The sequence below is a fragment of the Mesorhizobium sp. M0626 genome, from assembly GCF_040320665.1.
Lineage (GTDB): Bacteria > Pseudomonadota > Alphaproteobacteria > Rhizobiales > Rhizobiaceae > Mesorhizobium.
On the sequence record NZ_JAMYQD010000019.1, the window covers coordinates 1 to 13,423 of the forward strand.

At 64.1% G+C, this 13,423-nt stretch carries 15 protein-coding genes; 4 read left to right on the forward strand and 11 right to left on the reverse strand.

Annotated features, from left to right (window positions below; translation table 11 throughout):
• The first annotated feature begins 65 nt into the window (after window positions 1-65).
• Entirely contained in the window at window positions 66-518 is a 453-nt protein-coding gene (locus tag NKI37_RS23820) for a hypothetical protein (protein ID WP_502897521.1), read from the forward strand.
• Window positions 519-527: 9 nt separating this feature from the next.
• Here NKI37_RS23820 and NKI37_RS23825 read toward each other — a convergent pair whose 3' ends face one another.
• The 3 genes from NKI37_RS23825 to NKI37_RS23835 all read right to left on the reverse strand — a co-directional run bounded on the left by NKI37_RS23825 (window position 528) and on the right by NKI37_RS23835 (window position 2,944).
• Entirely contained in the window at window positions 528-1,085 is a 558-nt protein-coding gene (locus NKI37_RS23825) for a TIGR02281 family clan AA aspartic protease (protein WP_023740923.1), read from the reverse strand.
• A gap of 129 nt (window positions 1,086-1,214) precedes the next feature.
• A complete protein-coding gene (gene upp, locus NKI37_RS23830) occupies window positions 1,215-1,844 on the reverse strand; it encodes a uracil phosphoribosyltransferase (protein WP_023671129.1) in 630 nt (209 codons plus the stop codon).
• 128 nt (window positions 1,845-1,972) lie between these two features.
• The gene (locus NKI37_RS23835) at window positions 1,973-2,944 is read right to left on the reverse strand and encodes an adenosine deaminase (protein WP_023704052.1); all 972 of its coding nucleotides are present in this window, start codon (window positions 2,942-2,944) and stop codon (window positions 1,973-1,975) included.
• Window positions 2,945-3,078: 134 nt separating this feature from the next.
• Between NKI37_RS23835 and ubiE the strand changes: the two genes are divergently transcribed.
• From ubiE to coaBC, 3 genes are all read left to right on the forward strand, one after another.
• Complete coding sequence (gene ubiE / locus NKI37_RS23840; RefSeq protein WP_352788488.1) at window positions 3,079-3,855, forward strand: bifunctional demethylmenaquinone methyltransferase/2-methoxy-6-polyprenyl-1,4-benzoquinol methylase UbiE; 777 nt, start codon at window positions 3,079-3,081, stop codon at window positions 3,853-3,855.
• 31 nt (window positions 3,856-3,886) lie between these two features.
• Window positions 3,887-5,461 carry a 2-polyprenylphenol 6-hydroxylase gene (gene ubiB / locus NKI37_RS23845; RefSeq protein WP_023683189.1) on the forward strand — a complete coding sequence of 525 codons (1,575 nt, stop codon included), beginning with the start codon at window positions 3,887-3,889 and terminating at the stop codon, window positions 5,459-5,461.
• A gap of 67 nt (window positions 5,462-5,528) precedes the next feature.
• Window positions 5,529-6,995 (forward strand): bifunctional phosphopantothenoylcysteine decarboxylase/phosphopantothenate--cysteine ligase CoaBC, encoded by a 1,467-nt coding sequence (coaBC, locus tag NKI37_RS23850; RefSeq protein WP_352788491.1) that lies wholly within the window; start codon window positions 5,529-5,531, stop codon window positions 6,993-6,995.
• 121 nt (window positions 6,996-7,116) lie between these two features.
• Here the strand turns inward: coaBC and NKI37_RS23855 are convergent, their stop codons facing one another.
• The 8 genes from NKI37_RS23855 to NKI37_RS23890 form a co-directional block, all read right to left on the reverse strand.
• Window positions 7,117-8,553 (reverse strand): MFS transporter, encoded by a 1,437-nt coding sequence (locus tag NKI37_RS23855; protein WP_023735050.1) that lies wholly within the window; start codon window positions 8,551-8,553, stop codon window positions 7,117-7,119.
• Between the two features lie 193 nt (window positions 8,554-8,746).
• Window positions 8,747-9,226: a DUF992 domain-containing protein gene (locus tag NKI37_RS23860; RefSeq protein ID WP_023671135.1), complete on the reverse strand. Its 480-nt coding sequence runs from the start codon at window positions 9,224-9,226 to the stop codon at window positions 8,747-8,749.
• A gap of 89 nt (window positions 9,227-9,315) precedes the next feature.
• Entirely contained in the window at window positions 9,316-9,789 is a 474-nt protein-coding gene (locus NKI37_RS23865) for a DUF992 domain-containing protein (protein WP_023671136.1), read from the reverse strand.
• 259 nt (window positions 9,790-10,048) lie between these two features.
• Window positions 10,049-10,903 (reverse strand): tetratricopeptide repeat protein, encoded by an 855-nt coding sequence (locus NKI37_RS23870; RefSeq protein WP_352788495.1) that lies wholly within the window; start codon window positions 10,901-10,903, stop codon window positions 10,049-10,051.
• Between the two features lie 203 nt (window positions 10,904-11,106).
• Window positions 11,107-11,385, reverse strand: a complete 279-nt coding sequence (gene rpsU, locus NKI37_RS23875) for a 30S ribosomal protein S21 (protein WP_023671138.1) — start codon at window positions 11,383-11,385, stop codon at window positions 11,107-11,109.
• 176 nt (window positions 11,386-11,561) lie between these two features.
• Window positions 11,562-11,948 (reverse strand): SET domain-containing protein, encoded by a 387-nt coding sequence (locus NKI37_RS23880; protein WP_352443514.1) that lies wholly within the window; start codon window positions 11,946-11,948, stop codon window positions 11,562-11,564.
• Between the two features lie 105 nt (window positions 11,949-12,053).
• Window positions 12,054-12,812, reverse strand: coding sequence for an SDR family oxidoreductase (locus NKI37_RS23885; RefSeq protein WP_352788498.1), 759 nt, complete (start codon window positions 12,810-12,812; stop codon window positions 12,054-12,056).
• 133 nt (window positions 12,813-12,945) lie between these two features.
• Window positions 12,946-13,314, reverse strand: coding sequence for a YrdB family protein (locus NKI37_RS23890; protein WP_023683195.1), 369 nt, complete (start codon window positions 13,312-13,314; stop codon window positions 12,946-12,948).
• Window positions 13,315-13,423 lie beyond the last annotated feature (109 nt).

Here is a 13,423-nt window from a genome sequence, read left to right on the forward strand (position 1 = left end):
ACACTTATGCTAGCGTCGGCCGCGTAATATGTTTAAACCAGCCTGGGGCTGGGGGGGCGTCTTCCATGCTGGCGGGTCTCTGGCGGGCGGCCGAGAGGGTGGCGGGCGGCGGCGCGGCGGCCGCCTTCGCACGTATGGTCGCAGCCCTTGGCGGTCCCGCCGATTTCGTCGAGAAGCCGGAAAAATACCTGCCGAAAGCGGCGGTGGAGTTTGCGGTCAAGGCGGCAGGCAACGGCTTTGCCACCGGCATTGCCACCCGCGATATCGGCCTTGCCGTGGTCGGGCTCGGTGGCGGGCGTACGCGGCCGGACGACAGGATCGACCATGCGGTCGGCATCACCAGGCTGCTGCCGCTCGGCGCCGAGGTGCGGACCGGCGAGCCGCTGGCGCTCGTCCACGCCCGCACGCAAGCGGAGGCCGAAGCGGCCGCAGCCGCCGTGCTTTCGGCCTATACGATCGGGGCGTCGAAACCAGCCGCCGACAAGACTGTCATCCGGCGCGTGCTGCCGCGCGGGTAGCGGAAGGCGCTACTGCACCAGCAACAGTGTGCCGTTTTCGACCTGGTATTTTGCCAGCCGCTGCAAAAAGCTCATGCCGATCAGGTTGGTGCGCAGCGCCTTGTCGTCGAGGACCACGGCCTGGATGTTGTCGACGCTGATCTTGCCGATCTGCAGGCGGTCGATGTTGACCACAGCGGCCCTGATCGCGCCATTGGCGGTGTTGACCTGATGGCTGAAATCCGACGGGTTGAGCGAGATGCCGATGCGGCGCGCCGTCGAGGTGTTGATGGCGACCAAAGTGGCGCCGGTGTCGATCATGCCGTCGACCTGGCGGCCGTTGAGCTTGAAGGCGGAGGTGAAATGGCCGCGCTCGTCGGCCGCCACCAGGACCTTGCGACCGGTGGGCAGCGGTGCGGCCGGCTTGTCGGGAACCGAGGCGAGGCTCAGCTCGGGCTGCGGTTGCGGCTTGCCGGCGACGGTCGACTTCAACAGGTTGTCGAGAATCTGCGGGTTCGACTGATAGACGATCGGGATCGATGCCGACGTTCCGGCGAACACGCCCAGAATGAGAAGCTTGCGCAGCATGAATGGACCTTCGTGAAGGCCCATTTTTGCCCACGTATGGTGTGTGCCGCTTTAACGCCAACCCGAAACCGCGGCTTTGCGTAAACGGGCGGTAAACGACTGGATGCCAGCTGGCCTTGCCAGCCGCCGTCATTTGGTTCCGTACATGCGGTCGCCGGCATCGCCGAGGCCGGGCATGATGTAGCCCTTCTCGTTGAGCTGGCGGTCGATGGAAGCGGTAAAGACCGGGACATCCGGATGCGCCTTGGTGAAGCGCTCGATGCCTTCTGGCGCCGCCAGCAGGCAAAGGAAACGGATGTTGGTGGCTCCGCGCTCCTTCAGCTTGTCGATGGCCGCGATGGCCGAGTTCGCGGTCGCCAGCATCGGATCGACGACGATCACCAGCCGGTCGGCGAGATCGCTCGGCGCCTTGAAGAAATATTCCACCGCCTCCAGCGTTTCGTGATCGCGGTAGAGGCCGACATGCGCGACGCGGGCCGCCGGGACCAGGTCGAGCAGGCCTTCGAGCAGGCCATTGCCGGCGCGCAGCACCGAGGCGAAGACCAGCTTCTTGCCCTCCAGCGTCGGCGCTTCCATGGTTTCCATCGGCGTTTCGATGGTCGTCGTCGTCAGTTCGAGGTTGCGGGTGACCTCGTAGCCGAGCAGGAGCGAGATCTCGCGGAGCAGTCGCCGGAAGCCGGCGGTCGACGTCTCCTTCTTGCGCATGATGGTCAGCTTGTGCTGGACAAGCGGGTGGTCGACGACGGTGACGCCCTGCATGGGTTGCTCCAGTGAATGGTGAATAGTGAATAGTGAATAGTGAGCAGGTTTGCGAGTCCCGATGGATCGATCATTGCCGTTGACAGGCCGAACCGCCGGCAAACCAATCACCAATCACCAATCACCAGTCACCTCTTCGCATCGAGCCGGGCAAGCAGCGCGCTTTTCGTCTTCCTGTCGACGAAAGCCGCTTCGATCGCCGTCCTGGTGACGGCGGTCAAAGCTTTTTCATTCATGGAGAAATGCTCGGCGGCGATGTCGTATTCGCGCTTCAGCGAGGTCCAGAAATAGGGTGGGTCGTCGGAGTTCAGCGTCACCTTGCAGCCGGCCGCCTGCAGGGCAGGCAAAGGGTGATCGGCGAAACTGTCGTAGACTTTGAGCGCGATGTTGGAGCCGGGGCAGCATTCGAGCACGATGCCCTCATCGGCGATGCGGCGCACCAGGTCGGGATTTTCGATGGCGCGCACGCCATGGCCGATGCGCGAGGGGCGGATGTGGTCGAGTGCGGCCTGCACCGTCTCCCACCCGGTCAACTCGCCGGCATGGATGGTGATGCCAAGGCCGGCTTCGCGGGCGATCTCGAAGGCCCTGACATAATCCTCCATCTCGCCCATGCGCTCGTCGCCGGCGACGCCGAAGCCGGTGACCAGCGGATTTCCGCAGCGCGCCGCAAAGCGCGCCGCCTGCTCGATCGACTCGACGCCGACATGGCGTACGCCGGTGACGATCATGCGGCCCTCGATGCCGGTCTTGGCTTTGGCGCGCAGCATGCCTTCGCCGAGCGCATCGGTATAGGCCTTGGGCGACAGGCCGGCCCTGACGGCATGGTCGGGCGAGGTGAAGACCTCGGAATAGATGGCGCCGTCGCGGGCAAGGCTGGTCAGATAATGGTCGGCGAGGCGGGCATAATCCTCCTCGGTGCGGAACAGGTCGGCGGAAAAATCATAAGCCGCCAGGAACGAGGTGAAATCATGCCAGACGAAGGAGCCGTTCTGGATATAAAGCGAGGTGTCCTTGCCGTATTTCTGCGCCTGACGGATGACGAGTTCGGGCGCCGCTGCCCCCTCGATGTGGCAGTGCAGTTCTGCTTTCAAAGGCATGCAGTTATCCCGTCTCATCAGTCCAGGCCGTAAAGCCCACCACCTGGAAGCGCGGCCGAACACCGCGCCTTAAACAATAGCGCCCGCACCATCGATCGGCTATGGTCCCGCCGGTTTTATGACGGATCAAAATAATGTCAGTTGAGAGAACCACGGCCGCGGGCGGCATGGAAACCTCCTATGGTTTCAAGAAGGTAGGGCCAGGCGACAAGCAGCCTCTGGTCAACGATGTTTTCCACAAGGTGGCGAACCGCTACGACCTGATGAACGACCTGATGTCGGCCGGGCTGCACCGGCTGTGGAAGGATGCCATGGTGACATGGCTCAATCCGCCGAAACGTCCGGGCTGGAAAGTGCTTGACGTGGCGGGCGGCACCGGCGACATCGCCTTCCGCATTGTAGACGCCAGCCAAGGCAACGCGCATGCCACGGTGCTCGACATCAACGGCTCGATGCTCAGCGTCGGCCGTGACCGCGCGGAGAAAAAGCGCCTGTCCGGCAACACCGATTTCGTCGAGGCCAATGCCGAGGAACTGCCTTTCACCGATAGCACCTTTGACGCCTACACCATCGCATTCGGCATCCGCAACGTGCCGCGCATCGATGTCGCGCTGACGGAAGCCTTTCGCGTGCTGAAGCCCGGCGGACGGTTCCTGTGCCTGGAGTTTTCCGAGGTCGAGATGCCGCTGCTGGACAAGGTCTACGAAGCCTGGTCGTTCAACGCCATTCCGCAGATCGGCAAGATGGTGACGGGCGAGGGCGAACCCTATTCCTACCTGGTCGAATCGATCCGCAAATTTCCCAATCAGCAGAACTTTGCTGCCATGATCACCCGCGCGGGCTTCGAGCGCGTGTCGTTCCGCAACTATTCCGGCGGCATTGCCGCCCTGCATTCGGGCTGGAAGCTTTGAGGCACCACAGTTTGCAGCAGCAGGGTAGGCGATGAGCAGCGTCGGCGCCGCCTTTCGGCTCGCACGGGCCGGCTGGGTGCTGGTTCGCGAAGGCGTGATCGCAGCATTGCCTGGCGACGAACTCGGCGGCCTGCCGAAATTCGGCTGGCGCATGGCCCGGCTCTTCACCCGCCGCCGCGCGCTCGCTTATGAGCGCAGCGACCGGCTGGCCAAGGCGGTGGTCCGGCTCGGACCCTCCTACGTCAAGCTCGGCCAGTTCCTGGCGACGCGGCCCGATGTCGTCGGCAACGACATGGCGCTCGACCTCGCCATGCTGCAGGACAAGATGCACACTTTTTCGCAGGCGGAAGCGGTGGCGGCGATCGAGGGCTCGCTCGGGCGCAAGATCGGCGAACTCTATACGCAGTTCGGCGGGCCGGTCGCGGCGGCCTCCATCGCCCAGGTTCATCCCGCGCAAGCCATGCATGACGGTGTCGATACCAAGGTGGCGGTGAAGGTGATCCGGCCTGGCGTGCGCCGCCGCTTCTTCCAGGATCTCGAAAGCTATTTCCTCGCCGCTCGGCTGCAGGAGAAATACATCCCGTCGTCGCGCCGGCTGCGGCCGGTCGAGGTGACCGAGACGCTGGCGCAGACCACCAAGATCGAGATGGATCTTCGCCTCGAGGCGGCCGCACTTTCGGAACTGGGCGAAAACACCAAGGACGATCCGGGCTTCCGCGTGCCGTCGGTCGACTGGGAGCGCACCGGGCGCGATGTGCTGACCATGGAATGGGTCGACGGCGTCAAGATGAACGACATCGCCGGCCTCGCGGCGGCGGGGCACGATCTGAAGGCGATCGCCACCAACCTGATCCAGTCGTTCCTGCGTCACACGCTGCGCGACGGCTTCTTCCATGCCGACATGCATCCAGGCAATCTGTTCGTCGAGGCCAATGGCAATATCGTCGCCGTCGATCTCGGCATTGCCGGACGGCTCGGCAAGAAGGAGCGCCGGTTCCTCGCCGAAATCCTCTACGGCTTCATCACGCGCGACTATCTGCGCGTCGCCGAGGTGCATTTCGAGGCCGGCTACGTGCCGCGTCAGCACAATGTCGCGGCTTTCGCGCAGGCCATTCGCGCGATCGGCGAGCCGATCCATGGCCAGCCGGCTGAAACCATCTCGATGGCGAAGCTTCTGACGCTGCTCTTCGAGGTCACCGAACTGTTCGATATGGCCACGCGGTCGGAACTGATCCTGTTGCAGAAGACCATGGTGGTGGTCGAAGGCGTCGCGCGCACGCTCGACCCGGCCTTCAACATGTGGAAGACGGCCGAGCCGGTGGTCGGCCAGTGGATCGCCGGCAATCTCGGCCCGAGCGGCCTGCTGATGGACGCGCGCGACGGCGCCAAGGCGCTGCTGGCGCTGGCCCGCCAAGCGCCCGATCTTGCCGCCCGCACCGAACGGCTGTCGCGCGAGATCGATTTTATGGCCGAACACGGCCTGCGCTTCGACGAAGCGACATCGCGCGCCATCGGTAAGGCCGAAGCGCGCTACACCCGCTCCGGCCGCATGGCGCTGTGGGTCATCGCGCTGACGCTGGTGTATATCGCGTGGAAGCTGCTCTGATCGCTTGCAACGCTAGCAACTGTGGTGCTAGCGTTGCAGTCGCGCTATTGATGTCGCGGAGCAAGTCATGGGCACCATTACTGTCCGCAATCTAGCTGACGACGTGAAGCAGAAATTGCGTGAGCGCGCTGCGGCGCGCGGGGTGTCGATGGAGGAAGAGGCGCGTGATGCGCTTGCCAAAAGCGTGCTGTCGGCGGAAGCCGGCATGCCCGAGAGCGAAACCCTCCATGCAACAATCCGCCGCCTGGTTGAGCCTCATGGAGGTTTTGACAACGATCTGTCCCAGCGAGGTCAATCCACAAAAACGCACAGCACCCTCGACGGCAAGCGCATCCTGCTGATCATCGGCGGCGGCATCGCCGCCTACAAGGCGCTGGACCTGATCCGCCGGCTGCGCGAGCGCGGTGCGGCGGTGCGCGTCGTGATGACATCGGCGGCGCAGGAGTTCGTCACCACGCTTTCGGTCGGCGCGCTTTCGGCCGACCATGTCTTCACCGAACTGTTCGACCGCAGTGACGAGCACGATGTCGGCCATATCCGCCTGTCGCGCGAGGCCGACCTCTTGGTGGTGGCGCCGGCCACCGCCGACCTGATGGCCAAGCTCGCCAACGGCCATGCCAACGATCTGGCCTCGACGGTGCTGCTCGCCACCGACAAGAAGGTGCTGATGGCGCCGGCGATGAACCCGAAAATGTGGTCGCATGCCGCGACGAGCCGCAACCGGGCGACGCTCGCCAAGGATGGCATCGCCTTCGTCGGCCCGGCCAAGGGCGAGATGGCGGAAAGCAACGAGGCGGGCGAGGGCCGCATGGCCGAGCCGCTGGAGATCGTGGCAGTGATCGAGGCACTGCTCGACAGCAGGCCGAAGCCGCTGGCCGGCCGCAGGATCATCGTCACCTCGGGGCCGACGCATGAGCCGATCGACCCGGTGCGCTACATCGCCAACCGCTCTTCGGGCAAGCAGGGCCATGCGATTGCGGCAGCGCTGGCAAGACTGGGCGCGGATGTACGCCTGGTCTCCGGTCCGGTTGGCATTGCCGATCCGGCCGGCGTTGTGACGACGCATGTGGAGACCGCGGCCGAGATGAAAGCGGCCGTCGAACAGTTGTTGCCGGCGAACGCCGCGGTCTTCGTAGCTGCCGTCGCCGACTGGCGCACCGCTGGCACGGCCGGCGAGAAGATCAAGAAGGTGGCGGGCCAGGGCCCACCGGCGCTGCAAATGGTCGAAAACCCCGACATTCTCGCCGGCGTCGGTCATCACGGGCAACGGCCGGGGCTGGTTGTCGGCTTCGCCGCCGAGACGCAGGACCTGATTGCCAATGCCGAGGCCAAGCTGAAGAAGAAGGGCGCCGATTTCATTGTCGTCAACGATGTCTCGCATGAAAGCGGCGTCGGCCCCACCGGCGTCATGGGCGGCGACCGCAACAAGGTGCGCATCGTCTCGGAGGACGGCGTCGAGGAATGGCCTGAGATGGGCAAGGACGAGGTGGCGGCGCGGCTCGCCGCGCTCATCGCCGAGCGTTTGCAAGCCTGAGCGGCCGCCGGTCCGCAATCAGGCACGGGCCATGGTCTTGCAAGCAGCCTTGTGGTCGAGGGCATTTGACGCCAACAGCGCCGGCGGAATGCTGTCGCCAAATTCTCCATCCGCCGTGCCCTCAGCCTGTCGCCAATTGCGGCCGGCGTGCCGCCAAAGCCATCTTCAACGCCGCCAGGCAACCGACAATGCCAAGTGGCACGAAGGCCAGGTACAGCCAGCCGGCGACGTGCGCTGCTGCCTCGCGGTTCAGCCCGTCCGAAAAGCCGCTGGCATTGGCGATGATGCCGGCCATGGCGGCGCCCACGGCGTAGCCGATGCGCTGCATGGTCGGCACGGCGGCCGAGGCGATCGTCTGCTCGCCGTCGCGGGCCGAGGCGACGATGATGCGGGTCAGGAAGGGCCATGACACGCCGAAGCCACCGCCTTGCAACAAAGCGCAGAGCAGGATCACCGGGATCGAGCCGGCGGGGATGGCATAGGCGAAACCGGCGAGGCCGGCTGCAATCATCAGCGCGCCGATGACGAGGATCTGCCGTTCGCGCTGCAGCGGCGCATTGGCGACGGCGATCGACAGGATTGACCAGGCGATCGATTCGGCGGCGATGATGTAGCCTGTGGTCAGGATCGGGATGCCGTGCAGCGTGGTAAGCAGAAGCGGCCCGTAGATGGAAAAAGAGACTGTCGCCACCGAGAAGGCGGCAACCATGCTCATGCCGCTGCCGACCGGCGAGCGCCATGAGAACAGGCCCGACGGGAACAGTCGCGATTGCGGCTTCATGGCGTCGACGAAAACGAACAGCGCCAGGCCGGCGAGGCCGAGGACCAGCAGCAGCGACGATCGAAGCAAGGCGACGTCGACGCCTGCGGTGGCGATCAGCACGACGGCGATGGCGAGGCAGCCAAGTGCTGCAAAGGGGAAGGGCGGCGAGGTGCCGGCGGCGGCTTGCGGCTTCGTCGCTTCCGGCGTGTTCAGGACGATGAAGCTTGCCGATGCCATGGCGATGCCACCCAGCACGAAGACGCCGAAGGCCCAGCGCCAGGACAGGAGTTCGACCATGATCGCGCCGAGCATCGGGCCGCTGAATGCGGCGACGCCCCAGATCGCCGACATTATGCCGAACAGCTGTGGCCAGATGCTGCGGTTAAACAGCCGCTCGACCGAGACGAAGGCCAGCGACACCAGCGCACCGCCGCCGAGACCCTCGACCAGACGGCCGCCAAGAAACACCGGCATGGACGGCGCGGTGGCGCAGATCAGTGCGCCCACGGCATAGAGCAGGGCGGCGACCGTGACGTTGGAGCGTAGAGCGACATAGCTGACCAGCCGCCCGGCCGCTGCGCCGGCGACAATGGCGCCGAGCTCGTAGACGGCCAGCGACCAGCCGACGAACTGCACACCGGCGAGGTCCCCGACCATGGCCGGCATGACCGTCGCCACCATCGTCTCGTTGGTGGCGTGCAGCAGGATGCCGAGGCTGATGAAGCAGAAGCGCGCGAGGTCGCCGCTTGCCCACAATGCCCGCCAGTCGACCTTGTTGCTGGTGATTCCAGTCATTCTTTTACCCTGCCTTTGCATATCTCGATGCCGGCGCATGGCGCCAGAAGCCAGTCAGGCTTTCCGGCGGGGCCATGCGCGCTGTTTCAGTCAGGCGAGTTGTAAAACCTCAAGCGCAGTTGAGCTCAAGTGGCTTTTTATCGAAGTGCAAACGGTCGAGATTGGCCGGAAGCCTCTCCGCTTGATGCGCCGGTCAGTTCTCAATGCTGCGCAGCTGAAACTGGCTGACGCCGATCGCAATGTTGATACCGGTCTGCGTCTGCAGGCTGAGCGGCTGCAGGGTGAAGGCCTGCGAGGAGCCGCCGACCAGGAGATTGGCGCCGGCGCCGACCGCCGCGGTCACTTCGGCGCTGGCGCCGATATAGTCGCCGGCCAACGCGCCGGGCGCATAGATGTTCCTCAGCGGCGTCAGCACCAGCCATTGCATGACGGTCTGCTTGGTGGTGCCGATGTCGAGCCCGTATTTGTTGACGGCGCCGAAATAGGCTTCCGGCGAAAAGCTCTTGTCGGCCGGCGTGAAGGTGCAGCTCAGATCCTTGCTGGAGCCGAAGATGAAGCCGGTGCCGCCGCCGATGGCGCAATCGAGCACACCGAGTTCGATACCCTGGCCTTGCGCTTGGGCCTGGGCGGTACAGATGATGGTGATAGCGGCGGCGATGGCTGGTTTCAGCACGGCGGATCCCCCAAAAAGCATGCGGCGCGAAACAGTAACCTGTTCCGCGCCGCGCGTAGAGGGATCAGTCGATCCTTATTTGCCCATGCTTATTTGAACGAGTGGATCAGCTCCAGGGAGGTCACGGCGACCGCTACATTGACGCCGGTCTGCGCCTGGACGCTGAGCGGCTCCAGCACAAAGGCGCCGTCCAGCCCGCCGACCAGCAGATTGGCGCCGCCGCCGGTCACCACGCTCGCCTCGGCGTTGACGCCGTAATAATGGCCGGCAAGGTCGCCCTCGTCATGGCCGCGGGTGGCGGCCAGAACCGCCCACACCAGCTGGCCCTGATGCGTCTGGCCGAGATCGACGCCGAGCTTGGAGATCATCCCCGTGTATTTCTCGGACGGCCCATGGTGATAAGGGCGGAACGTGCAGTCGACGCCCTTGTTCGACGTGATGACGTAACCGACGCCGCCGTCGATGGTGCAATCGAGCGTGCCGAGCTGAAGCTTGCCGGCGCTGGCGGGAACGGCAAGCAGCGTCGTGGCAAGTGCCGCGGCACAGATGATTTTCTTGATCATGGGTCAGTCCTTTCGAAAATGCCTTCAACAACGGTTGAATGGCCCGGAGCGTTCCGCTGAAAACTTGGCGCGATCAAGGCAGGGGTTAACGCTTTGCCCCTGGTGGTTAAGATTGGGTGATAGTGGGGTTTTCTGGATACGCAATCTCAAGGGGAAGCGCTCTGCGCTTTCCCTTGGGAGAAACCGCTCACGCGGCGCACTGCATCAGGAATAGAACGTTGTTATAAAAGGCCGCCGATGGCGGCGCGGCGGCTGCATCTCAGCCGGCGGTGGCGCCCGATGTGCGCGACAGGCCGTCCTTGGCCGGCTGGTAGGTCGGGTCGAGATGGACGGCTTCGCGGTAGGCCTTCGAGGCCTTGACCTTGTCGCCGCGGCGCTCGTAGATCAGCGCCTGGTTGGACCAGGCTTCGGCGTTCTTGCCGTCGAGCTTGATGGCCATGTTGAAGTCGGAGAAGGCGTTGTCCTCGTCATTCATGGCGAGATAGGAGAGGCCGCGGCCGTTATAGGGTTCGGCCGCGTCCGGCGCCAGGGAGATGGCGGTCGAGAAATCCTCGATGGCAAACTTGTGCTGGCCCTGGCTTTGATAGATCAGGCCGCGATTGTGATAGGCGCGGGCATCCGTGGTGTCGAGCTGGATCGCCTTCTGGAAATCGTTGAAGGCCTGCTGGGTCTGGCCGGCCTTGCGATAGAGGTTGCCGCGGCCGATATAGGCGGCGTCATAATTTGCATTGATCTGGATCGAGCGGTTGTAGTCGGCAAGGGCGGCCGCCTGGTTGCCGAGGAAGCGCTGGATCAGTGCCCGGTTCGAATAGGCCTGGTAGAAATTCGGGTTGAGCTGGATGGCGGTGTCGAAATCCTTCAGCGCCGCCTGGTACTGGCCGCCACGGCCATAGGCCGAGCCGCGCACATTGTAGCCTTCCGGATCCTGCGGATTGCGCTGGATCACCGCCGACAGCGAGGAGATGTTCTCGCTCGAGCCTTGCGCCTTGTCAATGTTGTTGAATTCGCCGGTCGGAACGCTCTGGCAACCGGCAAGCACCAGGCCGGACATCAGGGCTGCCGCCAGGGCCAAACCGCGCATTGTGGTTCTGCACTCTACGCCGATTGCGTTCATGTCTGCCCTGTCCTCACTTCAGCCGCGCCGTCCAGGTCCCCCTCCGGGCCGGGTCACAGATTCTCGTAACGCAATCTAGAACGCCGTTTGCGCGTTCAAGGGAACGGCCTCCAACAGAATGGCGGCGCTCCAAACAAAAAGGTGGCGGCGATTCCGCATCGCGCCACCTCTGAGTATCCTTCGAAAAGGACGAAAAATTGGCGTCAGAACCGCGGCGGACGCGGAGCACCACCAGGACCACCGGCGGCGCCGGCAGCAACCGGGCGCGGCGTCATCGGCAGCAGGCCTTCGCGCTGGGCGCGCTTGCGGGCCAGCTTGCGGGCGCGGCGAACGGCTTCGGCCTTTTCACGGGCGCGCTTCTCGGAAGGCTTCTCGTAATGGCCGCGCATCTTCATTTCGCGGAAAATGCCTTCGCGCTGCATCTTCTTCTTGAGAGCGCGAAGCGCCTGATCAACGTTATTGTCGCGGACGAGTACCTGCACGGGCAATCCTGTCTTTCGGGTTTGATATCAACAGGCAAGTGGCCATAGCCACATGCCTCCGCGGCGCTTTACACCACGAATTGTGGCGGCTGATAGCAGAATCAGGCCGCGCTGTCCACACTGGAAATGAAGGACAACCGCCAATTTGCCACGGCAGCCCCGAGATAGGGCGCCAACTAGGCGCTGGCCAGATGGAGCCGTGCGAAATCCTCGAAGAATTCGCCGTAATCGCAGGTAATTTCCTCGCCGGCTGATATATCTCGAGTGGCGGTGGCGCCGCCATAATGCGAAAAATCCGTGTTCGGCCGCTCGGCGTGGTTCATGAAGCGGCCATTATCGACTTCATAGACCATGAAGCCGGGACGGTCGGGGCTCGGATAGGCATAGCGGTCGAGCAATTCCTTGAGGTGCGGCGGCGCCGCCTCGTATTTGTCCATCGGGATCAGCCGGTCGAAATCCGGATCGAGCCGCCATATCGAGGCGCCCTTCCTGATCGGCTCGGCGGCGAACACGCCGACGCCTTCGATTGCGCTCTGGGCGACATAGGTCCTGATCAGCAGCATGTCCGTCCTCCTCACCCGAAACCGAATCGCCAAATCGCGTGGAAAAAGCAAGTCCGGTTTCGGGTTCTATGGCTGATCGGCGCGGGCGATGACCCGCGAAATGCTTCACGTCCGGGTGATCGAGACGCCGCCATCGGCAAACAGCGCCGCTCCTGTGGTGAAGCTCGACGCATCCGATGCCAGGAAGAGCGCAGCGCGGGCGATCTCTTCAGGCACAGCGACACGTTTCAAGGCATGCAGGTTTTCCACGAAAGCGCGTGATTCCGGCGTCTTGAATGTTGCCGACGGCGTGTCGGTGCCACCCGGCATCAGCGCGTTGACCCGCACCCCCCTGGGGCCGTATTCGGCCGCCAGCACCTGCGTCAGGCCGATCAGTCCGGCTTTGCTCGCGGCATAGCTGGTCATGCCCGGCATGCCGACTGTGTGACCGACGAAGGTCGAGGTGAAGATCAGCGATCCGCCACCGCGTTCGACCATCGCCGGCACCTGGTATTTCGCGCCGAGAAAGGCGCTGGTCAGATTGGCGTCGAGCGTCTCGCGCCATCCGTCCAGCGACAGTTCCGAAATCGGACCCATCGTTCCGACGGAGCCGACATTGTTGAAGGCGATATCGAGCCCGCCGAATTTTTCGACGGCGAGATCGACGAGGGCTTTTGCATAGGCTTCGTCGCGGACATCGCCGGCAAGCGCGACTGCCGTGCCGTCGGCGTCCTCGATTTCGACGACCAGCGCATCGAGTTCGGCCTGGCGGCGGGCGGCGATGACGACCCTGGCGCCTTCTTCGGCGAAGAGTTTTGCGGTGGCGCGGCCGATGCCGGAACTGGCGCCGGTGACGATCGCTATTTTATTGGTGAGTGCGAACATTTTTTGCATCCTTTCATCGCGCCGGCTGTGCCGGCACCCGGGATGTTGATCGCAGTTCGGGACGGTGCTAGCCACCCGATACGTGCTCGACTTGCTGAATGGCTTCGCAGCGGCACAAGCGCCGCGCGCCGGACTATTGCTTCAGCAGCCAGCCGAGGCGATCGAGCGAAAATGCGTAGCTGATGGCGATGAGCAGCGTGATGACAACGCCCGTGGTCGTGTGACCGGCGGCATAGAATCCGGCTGCACCGCCAAACAGGATGGCCAGTTCAAGCACCAGCCTGACTGCGCCTGGTACAGGAACCGGCGCGCGTCCGGATCGGCTTGGGTCGCCGCGCACCGCAAAGGTTCCCCACAGCGCAGCTGCAATGAACGGCAAGGCCAAGGCGAGGACCCAGCGCCACCAGCCGCCGGAGAGGCTCCAGCCGGCAAAGCCGAGGCCAAGCAAGGCGGCAAGTTCCAGCAGGAAACGCAACGTCAGATTCCACCAGGCGTTGCCCATATTCGTCCTCCAGAGTCTCGCGATCGCCAGTGTGTCCGAACGCAGCCATGCCTGCCAGCCCGAGCAGGTCTTTTCCACCGCGGCGCAAAACGGCAAGCGCCGTCGCAAA